This window comes from Blastococcus saxobsidens (assembly GCF_010682065.1).
Classification (GTDB): Bacteria; Actinomycetota; Actinomycetes; order Mycobacteriales; family Geodermatophilaceae; genus Blastococcus; species Blastococcus saxobsidens_B.
Window position 1 is genome coordinate 33,249 of record NZ_JAAGWG010000018.1, and the last position, 17,448, is coordinate 50,696.

The window sequence follows — 17,448 nt, forward strand, 5'->3', positions numbered from 1 at the left end:
CGCGGGGCAGGGGACGCGCGGTGGCCCGCGTCAGTCGGCGGTCGGCACCCATCGGGCGGCGCGCTTCTCGCGGAACGCGGCGATGCCCTCCTGGCCCTCCTCGCCGGCGAAGAACCGGGCGGAGAGGTCCAGCAGCTCGTCGAAGGCCAGTGAGCCCTGGCGGGCGCGCAGCAGCCGCTTCGTCTGGGCCAGCGCCGTGGGGGCGCCCGCGGTGAGGTGCACCAGCTGGGCCCGCACCTCGCCGTCGACGTCGGCGTCGGGGACGACGACGTCCACCAGCCCGCCGGCCGAGGCGACCGTCGCGTCGAAGACCTGACCGGTGAGCATCAGCCGGTGCGCCACGTGCGGCACCATCCGCGGCAGCACGACGGCGGAGATGACCGCCGGCACCAGGCCGAGCCGCACCTCGGAGAAGGCGAAGGTGGCCGAGTCGGCCGCCACCACGACGTCGCAGGCCGCGAGCAGCCCGACGCCCCCGGCCCGCGCCGGCCCCCGCACGGCGGCCACGACGGGCTTGGGGGAGGACCACACCAGCTCGAGCAGCTCCGGGAACTCACGCACCCCCTGGTCCTGCGACGACCCGCCGGCCGCCTCGGAGAGGTCCATCCCCGAGCAGAACACCCGGCCGGTGTGGTCGAGGACGACCGCCCGCACGGCGTCGTCGGCCAGCGCCTCGGCGAGGGCCGACCGCAGCTGACCGCGCATCGCGCGGGAGAGGGCGTTGCGGTTGGCGGGGGAGTCGAGGGTGAGGGTCGCGACGCCGCGCGACACCGACACCTGCAGCACTCGGTCGGAGGTCACCCCAGGCATCCTGCCGGTTCCCGGCGGTCGCGCGGCACACTGGGAGCAGATGAACACCGTCCTGCCGCTGCTGACCGACGCCGGCCTGCCGCCCGGCGCGCCCGGCCCCGACCGGCTGCCCGACACCGCCCGCCAGGGCCTGGCCACCACGCCGTTCGGGCTCTACGTGCACGTCCCGTTCTGCGCGACCCGCTGCGGCTACTGCGACTTCAACACCTACACCTCCGACGAGCTGGGCCCCGGCGCGAACCGCAGCGAGTACGCCGGCACCGCGATCGCCGAGCTGGAGCGCGCCGCGCGCACCCTCGGTCCGGACCTGCCGACGGTCTCGACGGTGTTCGTCGGCGGCGGCACCCCCACGCTGCTGCCGGCCGACGACCTCGCCGCCGTCCTGGCGGCGGTCCGGGAGCTGTTCCCGGTGGCCGACGACGTCGAGGTGACGACCGAGGCCAACCCGGAGACCGTCTCGCCGGCCTCGCTGACGACGCTGCGGGAGGCCGGCTTCACCCGGGTCAGCCTGGGCATGCAGTCCGCCGCGGCGCACGTGCTGGCCGCGCTGGACCGCCGGCACACCCCCGGCCGCGCCGTCGAGGCCGCGCACGAGGCCCGCGCCGCCGGGTTCGACCACGTGAACCTCGACCTGATCTACGGGACGCCGGGGGAGAGCGACGCCGACTGGGCCGCCTCGCTCGACGCCGTCCTCGCCTCGCCGGTCGACCACGTGAGCGCCTACGCGCTGATCGTCGAGGAGGGCACCAAGCTCGCCCGCCGCGTGAAGCGGGGCGAGCTGCCCATGCCGGACGACGACGTGCTGGCCGACCGCTACGAGCAGGCCGACGCCACGCTCGGCAGCGCCGGCTTCCGGTGGTACGAGGTGTCCAACTGGGCCACCTCCGACGCCGCCCGCTGCCGGCACAACGAGCTGTACTGGGCCAACGCCAACTGGTGGGGCGTCGGCCCCGGCGCGCACAGCCACGTCGGCGGGCTGCGCTGGTGGAACGTCAAGCACCCGGCGGCCTACGCCGACCGGCTGGCCCGCGGCGAGAGCCCGGCCCAGGACAGCGAGCTGCTGGACGAGGCCGACCGGGCGCTGGAGGCGGTGATGCTCGGGCTGCGGCTGCGCGACGGGCTGCCGCTGGCCGCCCTCACCGGGCTCGGGCGGGTCCGTGCCGCGGCCGCCGTCGACGACGGGCTGCTGGACGCCGGGGCCCACGCCCGGGGCCGCGCCGTCCTCACCGACCGCGGCCGGCTGCTGGCCGACGCGGTGGTCCGTGACCTCACCGACTGAACGTCCTCGTCCTGCCCACCCTTCGCAGGCTCAGGGCGGGACCCGGGACGAGGCCGTTCCAGCACGTCGCCGTGGGAAGTCATCCGAAAGAGCGAGATCCAGGTCGCACTCCTGGGCTAAGCTCCTGCGTTCCGGCAACGGCGCCGGGCAGACCTCGGGGGTGATCGGCATGGACGCATTCGCGATCCGGCATGCGCGATCCCGGCCCGGTGCCCGATCCGCCGTCCCGGTCCCCGCCCTCTCCGGCGGGATGCTGCTCGCTCTGGCGATGAATCGCCGGGCCCGCGGACTCCGCGGTCTCGACGTACTCCGCCGCAGCCAGGACCGGGCCCCGCCGCGCACCGCCTGACTCCCGTCCGGGAGTCGCGACCGCCCGTCCTGACGCGCCACCGACCGGTGACCGCGTCCTTCCGCGTTGCCAGAAGGAGAACCGCATGTCCGCCAGCCTCGACGCCATGACCGCCCCCTCGGCGGACCGTTTCCGCACGCTGCTGGAGACCCAGCGCGCCGACGCCGTGCAGCAGCGCGAGGAGGCCCTCGCCGAGTGCGCCACGTCGGTCCCCGACCCGGTCGCCCAGCACCGCAGCGCCGACCTCCAGCGCACCATCGAGCAGATCGACGCCGCCCTCGCGCGCATCGACGCCGGCACCTACGGCCGCTGCACCGGCTGCCAGGCCGAGATCCCCGAGGAGCGGCTGGAGCTGCGCCCGTTCGCCGGCACCTGCGTGTCCTGCACCAGCGCCGCCTGACGCCGTCGGTCGCCGGCCGGACCTGACGGATGTCAGATCCGACCGGCGACGTCCGGCACTACTGAGCGGGCCACGGGCGCGGCACGCTCGGCGCATGGAATCCGCAGCCGCCCTCGGCATCAGGGGGCTGACCGTCCGCTACGGCGACGCGGTCGCCGTCGACGACCTGTCCCTCACGATCCCGCGGGGCCAGACCGTCGCCCTGCTCGGCGCCAACGGCGCCGGCAAGTCGACCACGGTCAACGCCGTCCTCGGCTTGCTCCGACCGGCCGCCGGCCAGGTCCGCGTGTTCGGCCGGAGCCCCGCCGACGCCGTCCGCGCCGGGAGCGTCGGGGCGATGCTCCAGCACGGCGGGCTGCCCAGCGAGGCCCGGGTCGGAGAGGTCCTCGACCTCGTCCGCCGCAGCTTCCCGACCGCCTGGCCGCTGGACGACCTGGTCGTCACGGCGGGCATCGAGGGGCTGCTCGGCCGCTCCGTGGACGCCCTCTCCGGCGGTCAGCGCCAGCGGGTGCTGCTCTCCCTCGCGCTGGCCGGTGCGCCACCCCTGCTGCTCCTCGACGAGCCGACGTCGGCCATGGACGTCGAAGGACGCCGCGCCTTCTGGACGACGATGCGCGGGCTGGCCGGGCGCGGGCACACGGTCGTCTTCGCGACCCACCACCTCGACGAGGCCGACGCGGTCGCCGACCGTGTCGTCGTCGTGGCGGAGGGCCGCGTGGTCGCCGACGGCACCACCGCCGAGATCAAGACCGGCGTCGGTGGGCGCACCGTGTCCTTCACCGCCGACCCGGCCCGCCGGCTCGACGACCTCCCCGCCGTCACGGCCGTCACCCGGCGGGGCGCGACGGTGACGCTCGCGACCACCGATGCCGACGCCACGCTCCGGGCACTGCTGGCCGAGGGCGGGCTGCCCGACCTCGAGGTCCGCGGCGCCACCCTCGAGGACGCCGTCCTCTCCCTGATCGCCACCCGCCGCCCGACCCCGATCGGAGTTCCCCGATGAGCCCGCTGTTCGTCTTCCAGCTGCGCCGCGTCGCGCGGAACAAGCAGTTCGTCTTCTTCACGGTGCTGCTGCCCGCGCTCTTCACGGTCTTCCTGACGAAGATCATCGGCGGGCAGATGGCCGGCGCGGCCGAGCGTCAGGACGTCGCGGCGTCGATCATGGTCTCGATGATGGCGTACGGCGCCATCGGCGCGGCCCTGGGCGCCACCATCCGGATCTCCTTCGACCGCGCGTCGGGCTGGCTGCGGCAGCCTCGCGTCACCCCCGTGCCGCAGACCCAGGTGTTCGGCGTCGACGTCGCCGTCGGCGTGCTGCTGACCCTGCCCAGCGTGCTGGTGGTGGCGCTGGTCGGCCGGTTCGTCAACGGCGTGCAGCTGCCGCTGGGCACCTGGATCACCCTCGTCGCGGTGCTGTGGGCCGGGTCGGCGGCCTTCGTCGCGCTCGGCGTCCTGGTCGGCCTGTCCCTGGACGAGAAGGCGGCCGGCGGCGCCATCGGCATCCTGGGCGTGGTGCTGGCGGCGCTGGGCGGGCTGTGGTGGCCGGTGGAGATGCTGCCCGAGGCGATGCGCGGACTGGCCTACTCGCTGCCCTCCTACTGGTACGCCGAGCTGGGCCGCGGAGTGATCACCGGCGGCCTGCCCGCGGCGGTCGCCGTCCTGGCGATCGCCGCCTACACCGCCGCCTTCGGCGCGCTGGCCGTCCTCGTCGCGCGCCGCCGGCCGCTGTACGCGGTCGCGGGCTGAGCCGGTCGTTACGGTCGCCGGTGTGGACATGACCAACCGCCTGCAGCAGCTGGGCTGGGCGCTGCCGTGGTTGCTGTTCCAGGTCTTCCCGGTCGTCGACCTGCTCAGCACGCCGCGGCCGGACTGGGTGCGGGTCGTGGCCGCCGTCGCCCTCGTCGTCTTCACCGCCGCCTACCTGACGGTGTTCGCCCGGGCCTTCGCCCCCGGCTGCTCGCCGGCCTACCGCCAGCTGGCCGTGGTGGCGCTGCTCGGGGTGGGTCTGGCGGTCTGGCTGGGGACGCCGTTCGCCGGGCTGATGATCTACCTGTCCGCCGCGGTCGCGGTCACGCTGCCCGAGCGCTGGGTGTGGCCGGCCGTCGCGGGTGCGACGGCCGTGTGCGCCGGGGTCGCGTTCGCCGACGACGCGCCCGGGGACGTGTTCTTCCTGCCGCTGCTGTGCCTGCTGACCGCGTTCGCCCTGCGCGGCACGCGCTACCTGATCGGGGTCAACTCCGAGCTGACCGCGGCACGGGAGGAGCTGGCCCGCAGCGCCGTCGCCGAGGAGCGGATGCGGTTCGCCCGCGACCTGCACGACCTGCTCGGGCACAGCCTGTCGCTGATCGCGCTCAAGAGCGAGCTGGCCGGCCGGCTCGCCGACCGGGACCCCCAGCGCGCGCGGCAGGAGATGGCCGACGTGGAGGCGGCCGCCCGGCGGGCGCTGGCCGAGGTGCGTGACGCGGTCAGCGGCTACCGCCAGGTCAGCCTCGCCCAGTCGCTCGCCGAGGCCCGTTCGGCGCTGTCGGCGGCCGGCATCTCGCTCAAGGTGCCCGCACCCGGTGAGCAGCTGCCCGGTCCGGTGGACGCGGTCCTGGGCTGGGTGGTGCGGGAGGCGACCACCAACGTGCTCCGGCACAGCGACGCCCGGTCGGTCACCGTCTCCTTCTCCGCCGGTGAGACAGGCGTCGAGCTCAGCGTCTCCGACGACGGGCGGGGCGGCGACGCCCCCGCGGGAGCCGGGCTCAGCGGCCTGGCCGAGCGGGTGGCCGCCGTCGGTGGCCGGCTCGAGCACGGCCCCGCCGATGGCCGGGGCTTCCGGCTGACCGCCGCCGTCCCGCTGGCCGGCCCGGTGGCCGCCGGACGGGTGGCCGCCCGGTGATCCGGGTGCTGCTGGCCGAGGACCAGTCGATGGTGCGCGGCGCGCTGCGGGCGCTGCTGGAGCTCGAGGACGACATCGAGGTGGTGGCCGAGGTGGGGCGTGGCGACGCCGTCGCGGCCGCCGCGCTGGAGCACCGGCCCGACGTCGCCCTGCTCGACATCGAGATGCCCGGCGCCGACGGGCTGACCGCGGCCCGGGAGCTGGCGACGGCGCTGCCGAGCTGCCGGGCGGTCATCCTCACCACGTTCGGCCGGCCGGGCTTCCTGCGGCGGGCGATGGAGGTGGGCGCGGCCGGGTTCCTGGTCAAGGACGCGCCGGTCGCCGAGCTCGCGCAGGGGATCCGGGCGGTGATGGCCGGGGAGCGGGTGATCGACCGCGACCTGGCCGCCGCGGCCCTGGCGATCGGGGCGACGCCGCTGTCGGCGCGGGAGGCCGACGTGCTGCGCGCCGCTGCCGACGGCGCCACCGTCTCCGACATCGCCGGGCGGCTGTTCCTGTCGGAGGGGACGGTGCGGAACTACCTGTCCTCGGCCATCGGCAAGACCGGTGCCCGGACCCGGGTGGAGGCCGCGCGCGTCGCCGAGGACAAGGGCTGGCTGTAGCTCAGCTGGTGCGGGGCCCCGGCACCGGCGGCTGGGCCGGGATCGCCGCGGTGCTCGGCCCGGCCGGTGCCTGCACCGGCGTGAGCGCGTCCAGGTCGAGCACCCGCACGTGGATGACGTTGCGCTGCTGCAGCGCGGCCCGCAGCGCGCGGTGCAACCCGTCCTCCAGGTAGAGCTCGCCGTGCCACTGCACCGCGTGCGGGAACAGGTCGCCGTAGAAGGTCGAGTCGTCGGCCAGGAGGGCGTCGAGCGCCAGCTCCCGCTTCGTCGTCGTCAGCGTGTCCAGGCGCACCTGACGGGGCGGGATCATCGCCCAGTCGCGGGTGGACAGCCCGTGGTCGGGATACGGGCGACCGTCGCGCACGCCTTTGAAGATCAGGGGAGGACCTCCGCTTCTCAGCCCCGCCCCGGGGCGCCGACGGACCCACCCTAGTCGTCGTCGGCTGCGGCCGTCGCCGCCCTCGACGGCTCCGTGCAGGGGCCCGGCACGGGCGGGCGAGCGCTGAGGGGGACGGCGTCCTTCGCGTATGCTGGGCTGGCACCCTGTCCGTGCGAGTGCCAGCCCGCAGCCGCTCGGGCCGGCCCGCCCCGGGACCTGCGTCCCGACGGTGCGCACGGCGCGTCGACCGGTACGGGGAGGTGTCACCGTGGCGCACGACGAACGCCGCCTGGAGGTGCTCCGGGCCATCGTCCAGGACTTCGTGTCGACCAACGACCCGGTCGGCAGCAAGGCCCTGGCCGAGCGGCACGACCTCGGGGTCTCGCCGGCCACCATCCGCAACGACATGGCCGTGCTCGAGGAGCAGGGCTACATCACCCAGCCGCACACCAGCGCCGGCCGGGTGCCCACCGACAAGGGCTACCGGCTCTTCGTCGACCGGCTGTCGGCGGTCAAGCCGCTCTCGGCCGCCGAGCGGCGGGCGATCGAGCGCTTCCTCGACGGCGCGGTGGACCTGCACGACGTGCTCGGCCGCACGGTGCGGCTGCTGGCCCAGCTGACCCGCCAGGTCGCCGTCGTCCAGTACCCGACCCTGTCGCGCAGCGCCGTCCGGCACCTGGAGGTCGTCCAGGTCGCCGGCACCCGCCTGCTGCTGGTGCTGATCACCGACACCGGCCGGGTCGAGCAGCGGGTCGTCGAGTCGCCGGTGGAGGTGGACGCGCAGGCGGTGCCCGAGCTGCGGGCGCTGCTGAACTCCGCGTTCGCCGGCGTCCGGCTGACCGAGGCCGGCGACAAGGTGCCCGACCTGCTGGACACCGCCCCGCCGCACCTGCGGGGCCTCGTCGCCACGGTGAGCACCACGCTGGTGGAGACCCTGGTGGAGCCCAGCGAGGACCGGCTCGTCGTCGGCGGGACGGCGAACCTCGCCCGCGGGAACGCGATGGAATTCTCCGGCACCATGCGCCCGTTGCTCGAGGCGCTGGAGGAACAGGTCGTCGTCCTGCGCCTCATGGGCGAGGTCGACCCGAGCACCGTGCTGGTGCGGATCGGCGAGGAGAACGCCCACGAGGCGCTCACGGGCGCCTCGCTGGTCACCGTGGGGTACGGCTCCGCCGACCGGCCGCTCGGCGGGCTGGGCGTGGTGGGGCCGACCCGGATGGACTACCCAGGGAACATGGCCGCGGTTCGTGCCGTGGCCCGCTACGTCGGCCACCTGCTGGCCGAGAGCTGAGGACGAGACTCACCGATGGCAACCGACTACTACGGCGTGCTGGGGCTTGCCCAGGGGGCGACCGACACCGACATCAAGCGCGCCTACCGGCGGCTGGCCCGGGACCTGCACCCCGACGTCAACCCCGACCCCGAGGCCAAGGAGCGCTTCCAGGAGGTCACCCGCGCCTACGAGGCGCTGACCGACCCGGAGAAGCGCCGCATCGTCGACCTGGGCGGCGACCCGTTCGACTCCGGTGCCGGTGGTGCCGGTGGGTTCGGCGGCGCGGCCGGCTTCGGTGGCCTCGGCGACATCATGGACGCCTTCTTCGGGGGCGCGGCGGCCCGCGGGCCGCGCAGCCGCACCCGCGCCGGCCGCGACGCGCTGATCCCGGTCGAGCTGGAGCTCGACGAGACGGTCTTCGGCACCCAGAAGGACATCACCGTCGACACCGCCGTCCTCTGCGACACCTGCACCGGGGCCGGCACGGCGCCGGGCACCCACGCCACGACCTGCGCCACCTGCTCGGGTCGCGGCGAGGTGCAGAGCGTGCAGCGGGGGTTCCTCGGCCAGGTCGTGTCCAGCCGGATCTGCCCGACGTGCTCGGGCACCGGTCAGGTCATCCCCGAGCCGTGCCCCAAGTGCGCCGGCGACGGCCGGGTGCGCTCCCGGCGCACCATCTCGGTCAAGGTGCCGGCCGGCGTCGAGGACGGCATGCGCATCCGGCTCACCGGCCACGGCGAGGTGGGCCCCGGTGGCGGCCCCGCCGGTGACCTCTACGTCGAGGTGCACGAGCGCCCGCACCCGGTGTTCACCCGCGAGGGCGAGGACCTGCACTGCCGGGTCACCCTGCCCATGACCTCCGCCGCGCTGGGCACCACGCTGAACCTCAAGACGCTGGACGGCGAGGAGGACCTCGACATCCGCCCGGGCACCCAGTCCGGCAGCGTGCTCACCCTGCGCGCCCACGGCGCCCCGCGGCTGCGGGCGAGCGGCCGGGGGAACCTGCTCGTGCACGTGGAGGTGGAGACGCCCACCAGGCTCGACGCCGAGCAGGAGAAGCTGCTGCGCGAGCTCGCCGCCCTCCGCGGGGAGGACCAGCCGGAGTCCCACCGCGAGGCGCAGGGCGGGCTGTTCTCCCGGGTCCGCGACGCGTTCAACGGGCGCTGAGCCGATGAGCACCGAGGTCCCCGAGCTCGACGGTGCGCCGCTGTTCCTCCTCGACGAGGTGCCCGACGTGCCCGAGCTGCTGGTCGACGGCCAGGAGGGCCGGCACGCGGTCGACGTGCTGCGCCTGCAGCCGGGGGAGCGGGTGCACGTCGGCGACGGCGAGGGGACGCTCGCCGAGGGCGACGTCGTGGCGGCCGGACCCGAGGGGCTGCGCGTGGCGGTGCGGGCCCGGTTCGAGGTGCCCGCGCCCGATCCGGAGTTCGTGCTCGTGCAGGCGCTGCCCAAGGGTGACCGCGGGCCGTTGGCCGTCGACCTCGCCACCGAGCTGGGCGTGGACCGGATCGTCCCCTGGCAGGCGGCGCGCTGCGTCACCCGCTGGCGCGACGACCGCGTGGGCAAGGGCGTGGCGAAGTGGCGGGCGGCCGCACGTGCGGCGAGCAAGCAGTCCCGCCGTCCGCGGCTGCCTGAGGTGACCGAGCCGATGACGACCCGGGAGGTCGCCGGGCTGCTCGCCGACGCCGACCTCGCCGTGGTGCTGCACGAGCAGGCCCGCCGTCCGCTGACCGAGCTCACGATGCCCACGGAGGGCACCGTGGTCATCGTCGTCGGCCCCGAGGGCGGGCTCACCGACGGCGAGGTCGTGGCCTTCCGGGCCGCCGGCGCCGAGCCCGTGCGGCTGGGCCCCGAGGTGCTGCGCACCTCCACCGCCGGCGCGGCCGCGATCGCCGCGCTGTCCGCCTCGACCCGCTGGCACTGAGCGACGACACCGCGGTCCTCCGGACCGCACCACGGCCAGGTGCCGTCCTCCTGCTGCGACGAGTGGCGTCAGCGGTCCGCGCCGGGAGCCTCCCGGGCCCCGCGGCGCGGACCGCTGATCAACAGCATCTGGACATGGGGTTCTTCTCCGCCGCGTCGGTGCGCTGCTTCTCGAACTCGTAGCGGCTCATCGGCGTGTGCCCGTGCTCCGCGCAGTGGGCCAGGTAGCGGTCCCAGTTCGCCTCGCCGGTGAACTCCTTGAGGTACCAGCGCACGCCCTGCCAGGCGCGGGTGAGGGTCGCGGTCACTTCTCCTCCGCCTCGCCGCGGCCGGCGCCGGCGCCGACCAGCCGGTCGCGGTCGGCCATCGCCCGCTTCTCCTCGGCGGTGGCGAACAGGCCGGCCGGCTCGACGATCTGCGACGGCACGGCCGGCTCCTCCGTGGTCGGCAGGCCGTGCGACCGGATCGCCTTGGCGATGACGACGGCGGCGTGCGCGGCGACGACCAGCGTGAGGAGCGCGAAGACGGCCTGCAGGATGCCGTTGAGCGTGGAGTTGAAGATGACCTGGTCCATCTGCTCCTGGGTAGTCGCGGGCGCCAGCAGCTCCCCGGCGTCCTGGGCGTCGGAGTACACGCCCGCCTGGGTGAAGTAGCCGACCCGCGGGTCGCCGGAGAAGACCTTCTGCCAGCTCGCGGTCATGGTGATGACCAGGTCCCACGCCAGCGGGACCGCAGTCACCCAGGCGTAGCGGAGCTTGCCGTGCTTGACCAGCAGCACGGTGCACAGCGTGAGCGCGATGGCGGCCAGCAGCTGGTTGGCGATGCCGAACAGCGGGAAGAGCTGGTTGACGCCGCCCAGCGGGTCGGTGACGCCGATGTAGAGCACCGAGCCCCACAGGCCGACGACGACGGCGCTGGCGATGATGTTGCCCGGCCGCCACGACAGGTCGCCGAAGCGCTTCCAGACGTTGCCGATCGTGTCCTGCAGCATGAACCGGCCCACGCGGGTGCCGGCGTCGACGGCGGTGAGGATGAACAGCGCCTCGAACATGATCGCGAAGTGGTACCAGAACGCCTGGCCGCCGCCGCCGAACGCCTGGCTGAACACCTGGGCGAGGCCCACGGCCAGCGCCGGGGCGCCGCCGGTCCGCGAGACGAGGCTGTCCTCCTGGACGGCCGCCGAGGCCGCGGCGATGCTCTGGGCGGTGGTGTCGAACCCGAGACCCTGCACGAACGCCGCTGCCGACTCCGCCGTCCCGCCGGTGGCTCCGGCCGGGCTGTTCATCGCGTAGTAGAGGCCCTGGTCGATCACGACGGCGGCGATCAGCGCGCTGATGGCCACGAAGGACTCCATCAGCATGCCGCCGTAGCCGATGAGCCGGACCTGGCTCTCCTTGGCCACCATCTTCGGCGTCGTCCCCGACGAGATCAGCGCGTGGAAGCCCGAGAGCGCACCGCAGGCGATCGTGATGAACACGAACGGGAAGAGCGACCCGGCGAAGACCGGACCGGTGCCCTCGCGGGCGAACTGCGTCACCGCGTCGGCCTGGATGACCGGGCGGGCGATGATCAGGCTCGCGGCCAGCAGGACGATGACGCCGATCTTCATGAACGTGGAGAGGTAGTCGCGCGGGGTCAGCAGGAGCCAGACGGGCAGCACCGAGGCGACGAACCCGTAGATGACCAGGGCCAGGACCAGCCACTCCCGCGACAGGGTCAGCGCGTCGCCCAGCGCGGTGTCCTGGATCCAGCCGCCGCCGACGATCGCCAGCAGCAGCAGGGCGACGCCGATGCCGGTGGCCTCGAGCACCCTGCCCGGTCGCAACCGGCGCAGGTAGACGCCCATGAACAGCGCGATCGGGATGGTCAGCGCGATGGAGAAGACCCCCCACGGCGACTCGGCCAGCGCGTTCACCACGATCAGCGCGAGCACCGCGAGGATGATGATCATGATCGCGAAGACGGCGATCAGCGCGGCGATGCCGCCGACGATCCCGATCTCCTCGCGGATCATCTGGCCCAGGCTCTTCCCGTTGCGGCGCATCGAGAAGAACATGACGACGAGGTCCTGGACGGCCCCGGCGAAGATGACGCCGACGACGATCCAGATCGTGCCGGGCAGGTAGCCCATCTGGGCGGCGAGCACGGGCCCGACCAGCGGTCCGGCGCCGGCGATGGCGGCGAAGTGGTGGCCGAAGAGGACCCGCCGGTCGGTGACGTCGAAGTCCACGCCGTTCTGCAGCCGCTCGGCGGGCGTGGCCCGGCGGTCGTCGGCGCGCAGCACCCGGTAGGTGATGAAGCGGGCGTAGAAGCGGTAGGCGATGGCGTAGGAGCACAGCGCCGCGAACAGCATCCACAGCGCGGAGATCGTCTCGCCGCGGGCGAGCGCCAGCACCGTCCAGCAGACCGCGCCGACGGCGGCGACGGCGGTCCAGACGAGGATCGACCTCAGCGGTGGGCGTCTCCTCCCCGGACCCGAGGGAGCGGCGCCCCCGGCGTCGTCGTTCCTGGTCATGGTCCCGGCCATCTGTGCCTCCCGCTCGCGGCGACCTGGGCGGCGCCTGCGGGCAGCAGCATAGGGATCCGGAGCCGTTCCGCGAGGGGGAAACGACCGCTGTCGTCTCGCGATCCGCGGCGGGTCAGCGCAGGGCGGCGCGGGCCCTCGAACCGAGCACGTCGACGGCGAAGCCCAGCAGCACGACGGCGCCCAGCACGGTGGTCACCGCCGGCCAGTCGAACGCCGAGGTCCGGGCCGACAGCAGCACGCCGATGCCCCCGGCGCCGAGCAGCCCGACGAGCACCGTGTCGCGGATCGTCACCTCCCAGCGGTGCAGGGCGAGCGCGAGCACCGGCCCGGCCAGCGCCGGCACCGCGCCGTACAGCCAGGCGCCCGCCGGCGAGGCGCCGGCCGCCCGCAGTGCCGCAGGAGGACGGCGGTCGGCCTCCTCGACCGCCTCGCCGACGAGCCGGCCGAGCACGCCCAGCGTGTAGACGGCCAGCGCCAGCGCGCCGGGCAGGATCCCGGGGAGCAGCACGAAGAGCAGCACCAGCGCCCACACCGGCGGGGGCACCGCGCGCAGCAGCAGCAGTCCGGCCCGCACCAGGACGCCGAGCGCCCGGCGGAGGGGGCCGGCCGCCGGCGGCCGTGCGGCGAGGCCGGCGAGGGCGACCGCGCCGGCGGTGGCGAGGACGATCGCCACCACCGACATGAGCAGCGTGTCGACGGCGGTGGTGGCCACGTCGCCGAGCAGCGACGGGTCGGTCGACGGCGGCCACGCCGCGGCGGCGACGTAGGACAGCTGCTCACCGGTGCGGCCGGAGAACAGCGCGGCGGGGGAGAGGGCGAGGAACCATCCCGCCCAGCCGGCCAGCCCGACGACGGCCAGGACCGACGCCGTCAGCACCGGGTCGCGGCCGGGGCCCGGGGACGGGGGAGCGGCCACCCGCCGGCGGACGGCGCGCCCGCAGACGTCGGCCAGCAGGCAGAGCAGGGCCAGGGCGTAGACCGTCGTCCAGACCTGCTCCCAGCGCAGCGAGGTGAACGAGAGCGCCAGCTGGTAGCCCAGGCCGCCGGCGCCGATGAGGCCGAGCACCACCGCCGACCGGACGGCGCACTCCAGCCGGTAGAACGAGTAGGACAGCAGCCCGCCGGCCGCCGGCGGCAGCAGCCCGTACAACGCGGCGGTGCCCCGGCCGGCCCCCGCGGCCACCAGGGCCTCGTAGCCGCCGCGGGGCACCTCGTCGAGCAGGTCGGCGAAGACGGTGGCGGTGACGGCGCCGTACGGGACGGCGATGGCCAGCACGCCCACCCACGGGTCCAGCCCGAGGACGTTGAGCAGCAGGAGCCCCCACACCGCCTCGTGCAGACCACGCGGAACGGCGAGCAGTCCGCGGGTGACCAGCCAGCCCGTGCGGCGTCGTCCCCAGGTGCGCCGGGAGACGAGCACGGCACCGACGGCGCCGAGCAGCAGGGCCAGCCCGCCGCCGAGCACCGCGTAGGCGACCGTGACCAGGACCGAGTCGGCCACGACGGCCAGGAACCCGGGATCGAGCTCCGGCCGCAGCGCCGCCGCCGCGAAGCGGCCGAACTGCGCGAACCCGCCCCGGTTCAGCACCGGACCGGAGAGCAGGCCGCTGCCGGCGAGGGCGGCCGCGGTCAGCGCGACCGCGGCCAGGCCCCACGCCCACCGCCGCCGGTCCCGCGCCAAGCGGGGGGCCGGCGGGGCGGCGCGGTCGAGCACGGTGGTCACCGGGTGACCCCGTAGAACCGCTCCAGGGCCGTGGCCGTCAGCGAGTCCGCGGGGGCGTCGAGGACCACCCGGCCGGAGTCGAGGCCGACCACCCGGTCGCAGTGCCGCAGCGCCAGCGCCGGATCGTGCAGGCAGGCGACGAGGGCGCCGCCGCGCTCGGCGGCGAGCTCGCCGAGGACCGCGAGGACCGTGTCGGCCAGCGCCGGGTCCAGCGCCGACGCGGGCTCGTCGGCCAGCACCAGCTCGGGCCGCTGCAGCAGCACCCGGGCGACGGCGACCCGCTGGCGCTGGCCGCCGGAGAGCCGGTCGGTGCGCTCGTACATCCGGTCGGCCAGGCCGAGCCGGTGCAGCGCGGCGCCGACCTCCGCCGTCCCCTGGGGCCGGACCAGCGACCAGGCGGCGCGGGCCGCCGACCACGAGCCGAGCCGGCCGGCGTTCACGTTGTGCACCACGCGCAGCTGCCCGGGCAGGTCCAGGGACTGGCGCACCGAGCCGGTGCGCCCGCGCAGGCGGCGCAGCTCCCGGCCCCGCAGCGACGTCGGGTCGACGCCGTGCACCCGGACCTCCCCGGCGGTCGGCGTCACGCTGCCGTCGAGCACGCCGAGCAGCGTCGACTTCCCCGCCCCGGAGGCGCCCACGACGGCGACCCGCTCGCCGCGGGCGACGGCGAGGTCCACCCCGGACAGCGCCGTCGTGCCGCCGAAGCGCACCTCGATCCCGCTGAGCCGGACGATCGCGGTCAGCTGATCAACCCGAGGTCACGGCCGATCTCCTCGATCTGCCGGTAGTTCGCCGCCTCGGTCGGGACGAACGACCCGGCCCCGAAGAGGTCGAGCACTCCTGCGTCGGTGGGCCGGTCGGGGGAGAGTCCGGTGAAGTACCCGACGACCCGGTCGGGCCCGCCGAGCCGCTCGGCCGCCCGCGGCCCCAGCAGCCAGTGGTAGTCGGAGTACCCCGGGGTCCGGGCGTAGGCGACCACCGCGGGGTCGACCTCCCCGGCCTCGGTGCGGGCCAGCCACACCTGCTCGTTGACCGCCCCTGCCTGGTAGCTCCCCGAGGCGACGAGGGCGAGCGTGGCGTCGTGCGAGCCGGAGAACCCGGGCCCGCCCGGGAAGCCCTCCGGGTCCACGCCGGCCTCGCGCAGGAAGTAGGCGGGCATGAGCCGGCCCGACGTGGAGGTCTGGCTGCCGTAGGTGAAGCGCAGGTCCGCGAGCGGGCGCAGGTCGTCGGACGGGGTCAGCCCGGTCGCGGTGTTGACGACGAACACCGAGTGGAAGTCGGCGTCGATGTCGCGCTGGGCCACCGGGACGGCGCCGGGCGTCTGCAGCCGCGCCTGGACCCCGGTGAGGCCGCCGAACCAGACCAGGTCGAGGTCGCCGGTGCGGAACAGCGAGACCGCGGCCGCGTAGTCGGTGACCGGCCGGTACTCGACGGGGATGCCGAGCGCGTCGGCCAGGGAGTCGGCGACGGCGGCGTGCAGCCGCTGCAGCAGCTCGGGGTCCTGGTCGGGGATCGCGCCGATGCGCAGCGGGCCGGCCCGGTCGGGGGCGGCGGCGGAGCCGGCGCCGCAGCCGGCGAGCGCGGCGGCCAGGGCGGCGCCCGTGCCGGCCAGCAGGGCGCGGCGGGAGAGGCGGGGGAGGAGCGGGACGGTCACGGTCTCGGGGCCACCCGACCGGGCGGCGCGAACGGTGCTCACTACGTCCTCGCGGGGGGCAGGGGAACGGGCACGACGGACCTCCGGGCGTTCGGCATCGGGTGCCCCATCCTGTACCGGAGGCCCCGGCGGCGGCACGGCGCGCCGTCGTCGCACCCCTGCGGCGCCCAGGTCGGTCACGTTCTGGGCACGCTTCCCGCACCCCGGCGCGGACGGTCCCGGGGGCTGCCTAGTGTGACGGGCGTAACCGGCCGGCCGACATGGTCGGCCCCACGACCCGGGGCAGCGAGGGCAGGCCCCCGTCCGCCCTGGAGACGCGCGAACCCGCCGGCCGCCAGGCGGGCGCCGGGTTCGACAAGGGAGAGACATGCGCACCAAGCTCTGCACCGTGGCCGCGGCGGGCGCCGCCGCCCTCCTCCTCGCCTCCTGCGGGTCCGGGGACTCCGGTGGCGGGGGCTCCGACGCCTCGGGCGGCCTGACCGGCGAGGGCAGCGGCGAGTCGTGCACCATCGAGGGCGCGGTGCCCATCGGCGCGGTGCTCAGCCTCACCGGTGCGGCGGCCAGCTACGGCGAGTCCCAGCAGCGCGGCCTGGAGCTGGCCGCCGCGGAGCTGGCCGAGACCGACGGCGTCACCTACGACCTGACGATCGAGGACGACCAGACCGATCCCCGCCAGGCGATCACGCTGTTCGACGAGTTCGTGAACGACGGCGCCAGCCTGATCATCGGCCCGACGCTGTCCAACGCCGCCGTGCAGGCCGACCCGATCGCCCAGGACGCCGGCGTCCCGGTGCTCGGCATCTCCAACACCGCGGCCGGCGTCACCGAGATCGGCGACTACGTCTTCCGCGACTCGCTGACCGAGCAGGCGGTCATCCCGCAGACGATCGCCAAGGCCACCGAGGAGTTCGGCCTCCAGGACGTCGTCGTGATGTACAGCAACGACGACGCGTTCACCGAGTCCGGCTACGAGGCGTTCGCCGCGGCGCTGGAGGACGAGGGCGTGGAGGTCAGCGAGACGATCACCTTCTCCAAGTCCGACACCGACTTCCGCGCCCTGCTGACCCAGGCCCAGGAGAGCGACCCCGACGCGATCGTCGTCTCGGCGCTGATCGAGGCCGCCGTCCCGCTGGTCACCCAGGCCCGCGAGCTCGGCATCGACGTGCCGATCATCGGCGGCAACGGGTTCAACAACCCGCGGCTGATGGCCGACGCCGGTGAGGCGGCCGAGGGCGTCGTCGTCGGTGCCGCGTGGAACTCCTCGTCGGACAACCCGGAGAACCAGGCGTTCCTCGAGGCCTACGAGGCCGAGTACGACGCGCAGCCCGACCAGTTCGCCGCGCAGGCCTACACCGGGCTGAAGCTGGTGGACCAGGCCGTGCGCGCCGGGTGCTCCGCCGAGCGCGACGCGATCCAGCAGGCCCTCGGCGAGATCGAGGACGTGCCGACGGTCCTGGGCGAGTTCTCCATCGACGAGAACCGCGACGCCGACCACCCCGCCGTCGTGCAGGTGGTCGAGAACGGCGCCTTCGCCGTCCTCGAGTGATCCGGCGCACGGCTCCGGTCGGCTGACCGGCCGAGCCGTCCTGCGACCCTCCCGGGGGCCCGGTCCGCGGACCGGGCCCCCGGGAGGGCGTCGACTACCGTG

Annotated in this window: 17 protein-coding genes; 10 read left to right on the forward strand and 7 right to left on the reverse strand. The window is 75.1% G+C overall.

What is annotated here, in order from left to right; genetic code table 11:
• Positions 1-30 precede the first annotated feature (30 nt).
• On the reverse strand, positions 31-801 hold the full coding sequence (locus tag GCU60_RS12920) for an enoyl-CoA hydratase-related protein (RefSeq protein WP_345770574.1): 771 nt from the start codon (positions 799-801) through the stop codon (positions 31-33).
• 49 nt (positions 802-850) lie between these two features.
• Between GCU60_RS12920 and hemW the strand changes: the two genes are divergently transcribed.
• The 6 genes from hemW to GCU60_RS12950 all read left to right on the forward strand — a co-directional run bounded on the left by hemW (position 851) and on the right by GCU60_RS12950 (position 6,321).
• A complete protein-coding gene (hemW, locus tag GCU60_RS12925; RefSeq protein WP_204261966.1) occupies positions 851-2,089 on the forward strand; it encodes a radical SAM family heme chaperone HemW in 1,239 nt (412 codons plus the stop codon).
• A 434-nt stretch (positions 2,090-2,523) separates the two neighbouring features.
• Complete coding sequence (locus GCU60_RS12930) at positions 2,524-2,838, forward strand: TraR/DksA family transcriptional regulator (RefSeq protein ID WP_163205835.1); 315 nt, start codon at positions 2,524-2,526, stop codon at positions 2,836-2,838.
• 94 nt (positions 2,839-2,932) lie between these two features.
• Complete coding sequence (locus GCU60_RS12935) at positions 2,933-3,841, forward strand: ATP-binding cassette domain-containing protein (protein ID WP_163205837.1); 909 nt, start codon at positions 2,933-2,935, stop codon at positions 3,839-3,841.
• Entirely contained in the window at positions 3,838-4,584 is a 747-nt protein-coding gene (locus tag GCU60_RS12940; RefSeq protein WP_163205839.1) for an ABC transporter permease, read from the forward strand. Before GCU60_RS12935 ends, GCU60_RS12940 begins: the two co-directional genes overlap by 4 nt.
• Positions 4,585-4,612: 28 nt before the next feature.
• Positions 4,613-5,719 (forward strand): sensor histidine kinase, encoded by a 1,107-nt coding sequence (locus GCU60_RS12945; protein ID WP_204261967.1) that lies wholly within the window; start codon positions 4,613-4,615, stop codon positions 5,717-5,719.
• On the forward strand, positions 5,716-6,321 hold the full coding sequence (locus GCU60_RS12950; protein ID WP_163205843.1) for a response regulator: 606 nt from the start codon (positions 5,716-5,718) through the stop codon (positions 6,319-6,321). Before GCU60_RS12945 ends, GCU60_RS12950 begins: the two co-directional genes overlap by 4 nt.
• 1 nt (position 6,322) lies before the next feature.
• Here GCU60_RS12950 and GCU60_RS22100 read toward each other — a convergent pair whose 3' ends face one another.
• Positions 6,323-7,009 carry a type II toxin-antitoxin system VapB family antitoxin gene (locus GCU60_RS22100; RefSeq protein WP_430537422.1) on the reverse strand — a complete coding sequence of 229 codons (687 nt, stop codon included), beginning with the start codon at positions 7,007-7,009 and terminating at the stop codon, positions 6,323-6,325.
• On the opposite strand from GCU60_RS22100, the gene hrcA reads away from it, so the two are divergent.
• Genes hrcA through GCU60_RS12970 form a run of 3 tightly spaced genes read left to right on the forward strand, consistent with a single transcriptional unit; the run spans position 6,969 to position 9,897 of the window.
• Positions 6,969-7,991, forward strand: coding sequence for a heat-inducible transcriptional repressor HrcA (hrcA, locus tag GCU60_RS12960; protein WP_163205847.1), 1,023 nt, complete (start codon positions 6,969-6,971; stop codon positions 7,989-7,991). The two genes, GCU60_RS22100 and hrcA, sit on opposite strands and share 41 nt — an antisense overlap.
• Positions 7,992-8,006: 15 nt before the next feature.
• Positions 8,007-9,140, forward strand: a complete 1,134-nt coding sequence (gene dnaJ, locus GCU60_RS12965) for a molecular chaperone DnaJ (RefSeq protein WP_163205849.1) — start codon at positions 8,007-8,009, stop codon at positions 9,138-9,140.
• A 4-nt stretch (positions 9,141-9,144) separates the two neighbouring features.
• A complete protein-coding gene (locus tag GCU60_RS12970; RefSeq protein ID WP_163205851.1) occupies positions 9,145-9,897 on the forward strand; it encodes a 16S rRNA (uracil(1498)-N(3))-methyltransferase in 753 nt (250 codons plus the stop codon).
• A 118-nt stretch (positions 9,898-10,015) separates the two neighbouring features.
• Here GCU60_RS12970 and GCU60_RS12975 read toward each other — a convergent pair whose 3' ends face one another.
• The 5 genes from GCU60_RS12975 to GCU60_RS12995 all read right to left on the reverse strand — a co-directional run bounded on the left by GCU60_RS12975 (position 10,016) and on the right by GCU60_RS12995 (position 15,842).
• The gene (locus GCU60_RS12975) at positions 10,016-10,204 is read right to left on the reverse strand and encodes a CstA-like transporter-associated (seleno)protein (protein WP_163205853.1); all 189 of its coding nucleotides are present in this window, start codon (positions 10,202-10,204) and stop codon (positions 10,016-10,018) included.
• Positions 10,201-12,423, reverse strand: a complete 2,223-nt coding sequence (locus GCU60_RS12980) for a carbon starvation CstA family protein (protein WP_204261968.1) — start codon at positions 12,421-12,423, stop codon at positions 10,201-10,203. Before GCU60_RS12980 ends, GCU60_RS12975 begins: the two co-directional genes overlap by 4 nt.
• A gap of 112 nt (positions 12,424-12,535) precedes the next feature.
• Positions 12,536-14,146 (reverse strand): ABC transporter permease subunit, encoded by a 1,611-nt coding sequence (locus GCU60_RS12985; protein ID WP_163205855.1) that lies wholly within the window; start codon positions 14,144-14,146, stop codon positions 12,536-12,538.
• Complete coding sequence (locus tag GCU60_RS12990) at positions 14,143-14,856, reverse strand: ATP-binding cassette domain-containing protein (protein WP_163205857.1); 714 nt, start codon at positions 14,854-14,856, stop codon at positions 14,143-14,145. Before GCU60_RS12990 ends, GCU60_RS12985 begins: the two co-directional genes overlap by 4 nt.
• 29 nt (positions 14,857-14,885) lie before the next feature.
• Complete coding sequence (locus GCU60_RS12995) at positions 14,886-15,842, reverse strand: putative selenate ABC transporter substrate-binding protein (RefSeq protein ID WP_163205860.1); 957 nt, start codon at positions 15,840-15,842, stop codon at positions 14,886-14,888.
• A gap of 325 nt (positions 15,843-16,167) precedes the next feature.
• On the opposite strand from GCU60_RS12995, the gene GCU60_RS13000 reads away from it, so the two are divergent.
• A complete protein-coding gene (locus tag GCU60_RS13000; RefSeq protein WP_163205862.1) occupies positions 16,168-17,346 on the forward strand; it encodes an ABC transporter substrate-binding protein in 1,179 nt (392 codons plus the stop codon).
• Positions 17,347-17,448 lie beyond the last annotated feature (102 nt).

Coding starts and splice junctions, on each gene's coding strand:
- GCU60_RS12980 (WP_204261968.1), bottom strand. CDS start 12,423: ATGGCCGGGACCATGACCAGGAACGACGACGCCGGGGGCGCCGCTCCC.
- hemW (WP_204261966.1), top strand. CDS start 851: ATGAACACCGTCCTGCCGCTGCTGACCGACGCCGGCCTGCCGCCCGGC.
- GCU60_RS12930 (WP_163205835.1), top strand. CDS start 2,524: ATGTCCGCCAGCCTCGACGCCATGACCGCCCCCTCGGCGGACCGTTTC.
- GCU60_RS12935 (WP_163205837.1), top strand. CDS start 2,933: ATGGAATCCGCAGCCGCCCTCGGCATCAGGGGGCTGACCGTCCGCTAC.
- GCU60_RS22100 (WP_430537422.1), bottom strand. CDS start 7,009: ATGGCCCGGAGCACCTCCAGGCGGCGTTCGTCGTGCGCCACGGTGACA.
- GCU60_RS13000 (WP_163205862.1), top strand. CDS start 16,168: ATGCGCACCAAGCTCTGCACCGTGGCCGCGGCGGGCGCCGCCGCCCTC.
- dnaJ (WP_163205849.1), top strand. CDS start 8,007: ATGGCAACCGACTACTACGGCGTGCTGGGGCTTGCCCAGGGGGCGACC.
- GCU60_RS12940 (WP_163205839.1), top strand. CDS start 3,838: ATGAGCCCGCTGTTCGTCTTCCAGCTGCGCCGCGTCGCGCGGAACAAG.
- GCU60_RS12945 (WP_204261967.1), top strand. CDS start 4,613: ATGACCAACCGCCTGCAGCAGCTGGGCTGGGCGCTGCCGTGGTTGCTG.
- GCU60_RS12970 (WP_163205851.1), top strand. CDS start 9,145: ATGAGCACCGAGGTCCCCGAGCTCGACGGTGCGCCGCTGTTCCTCCTC.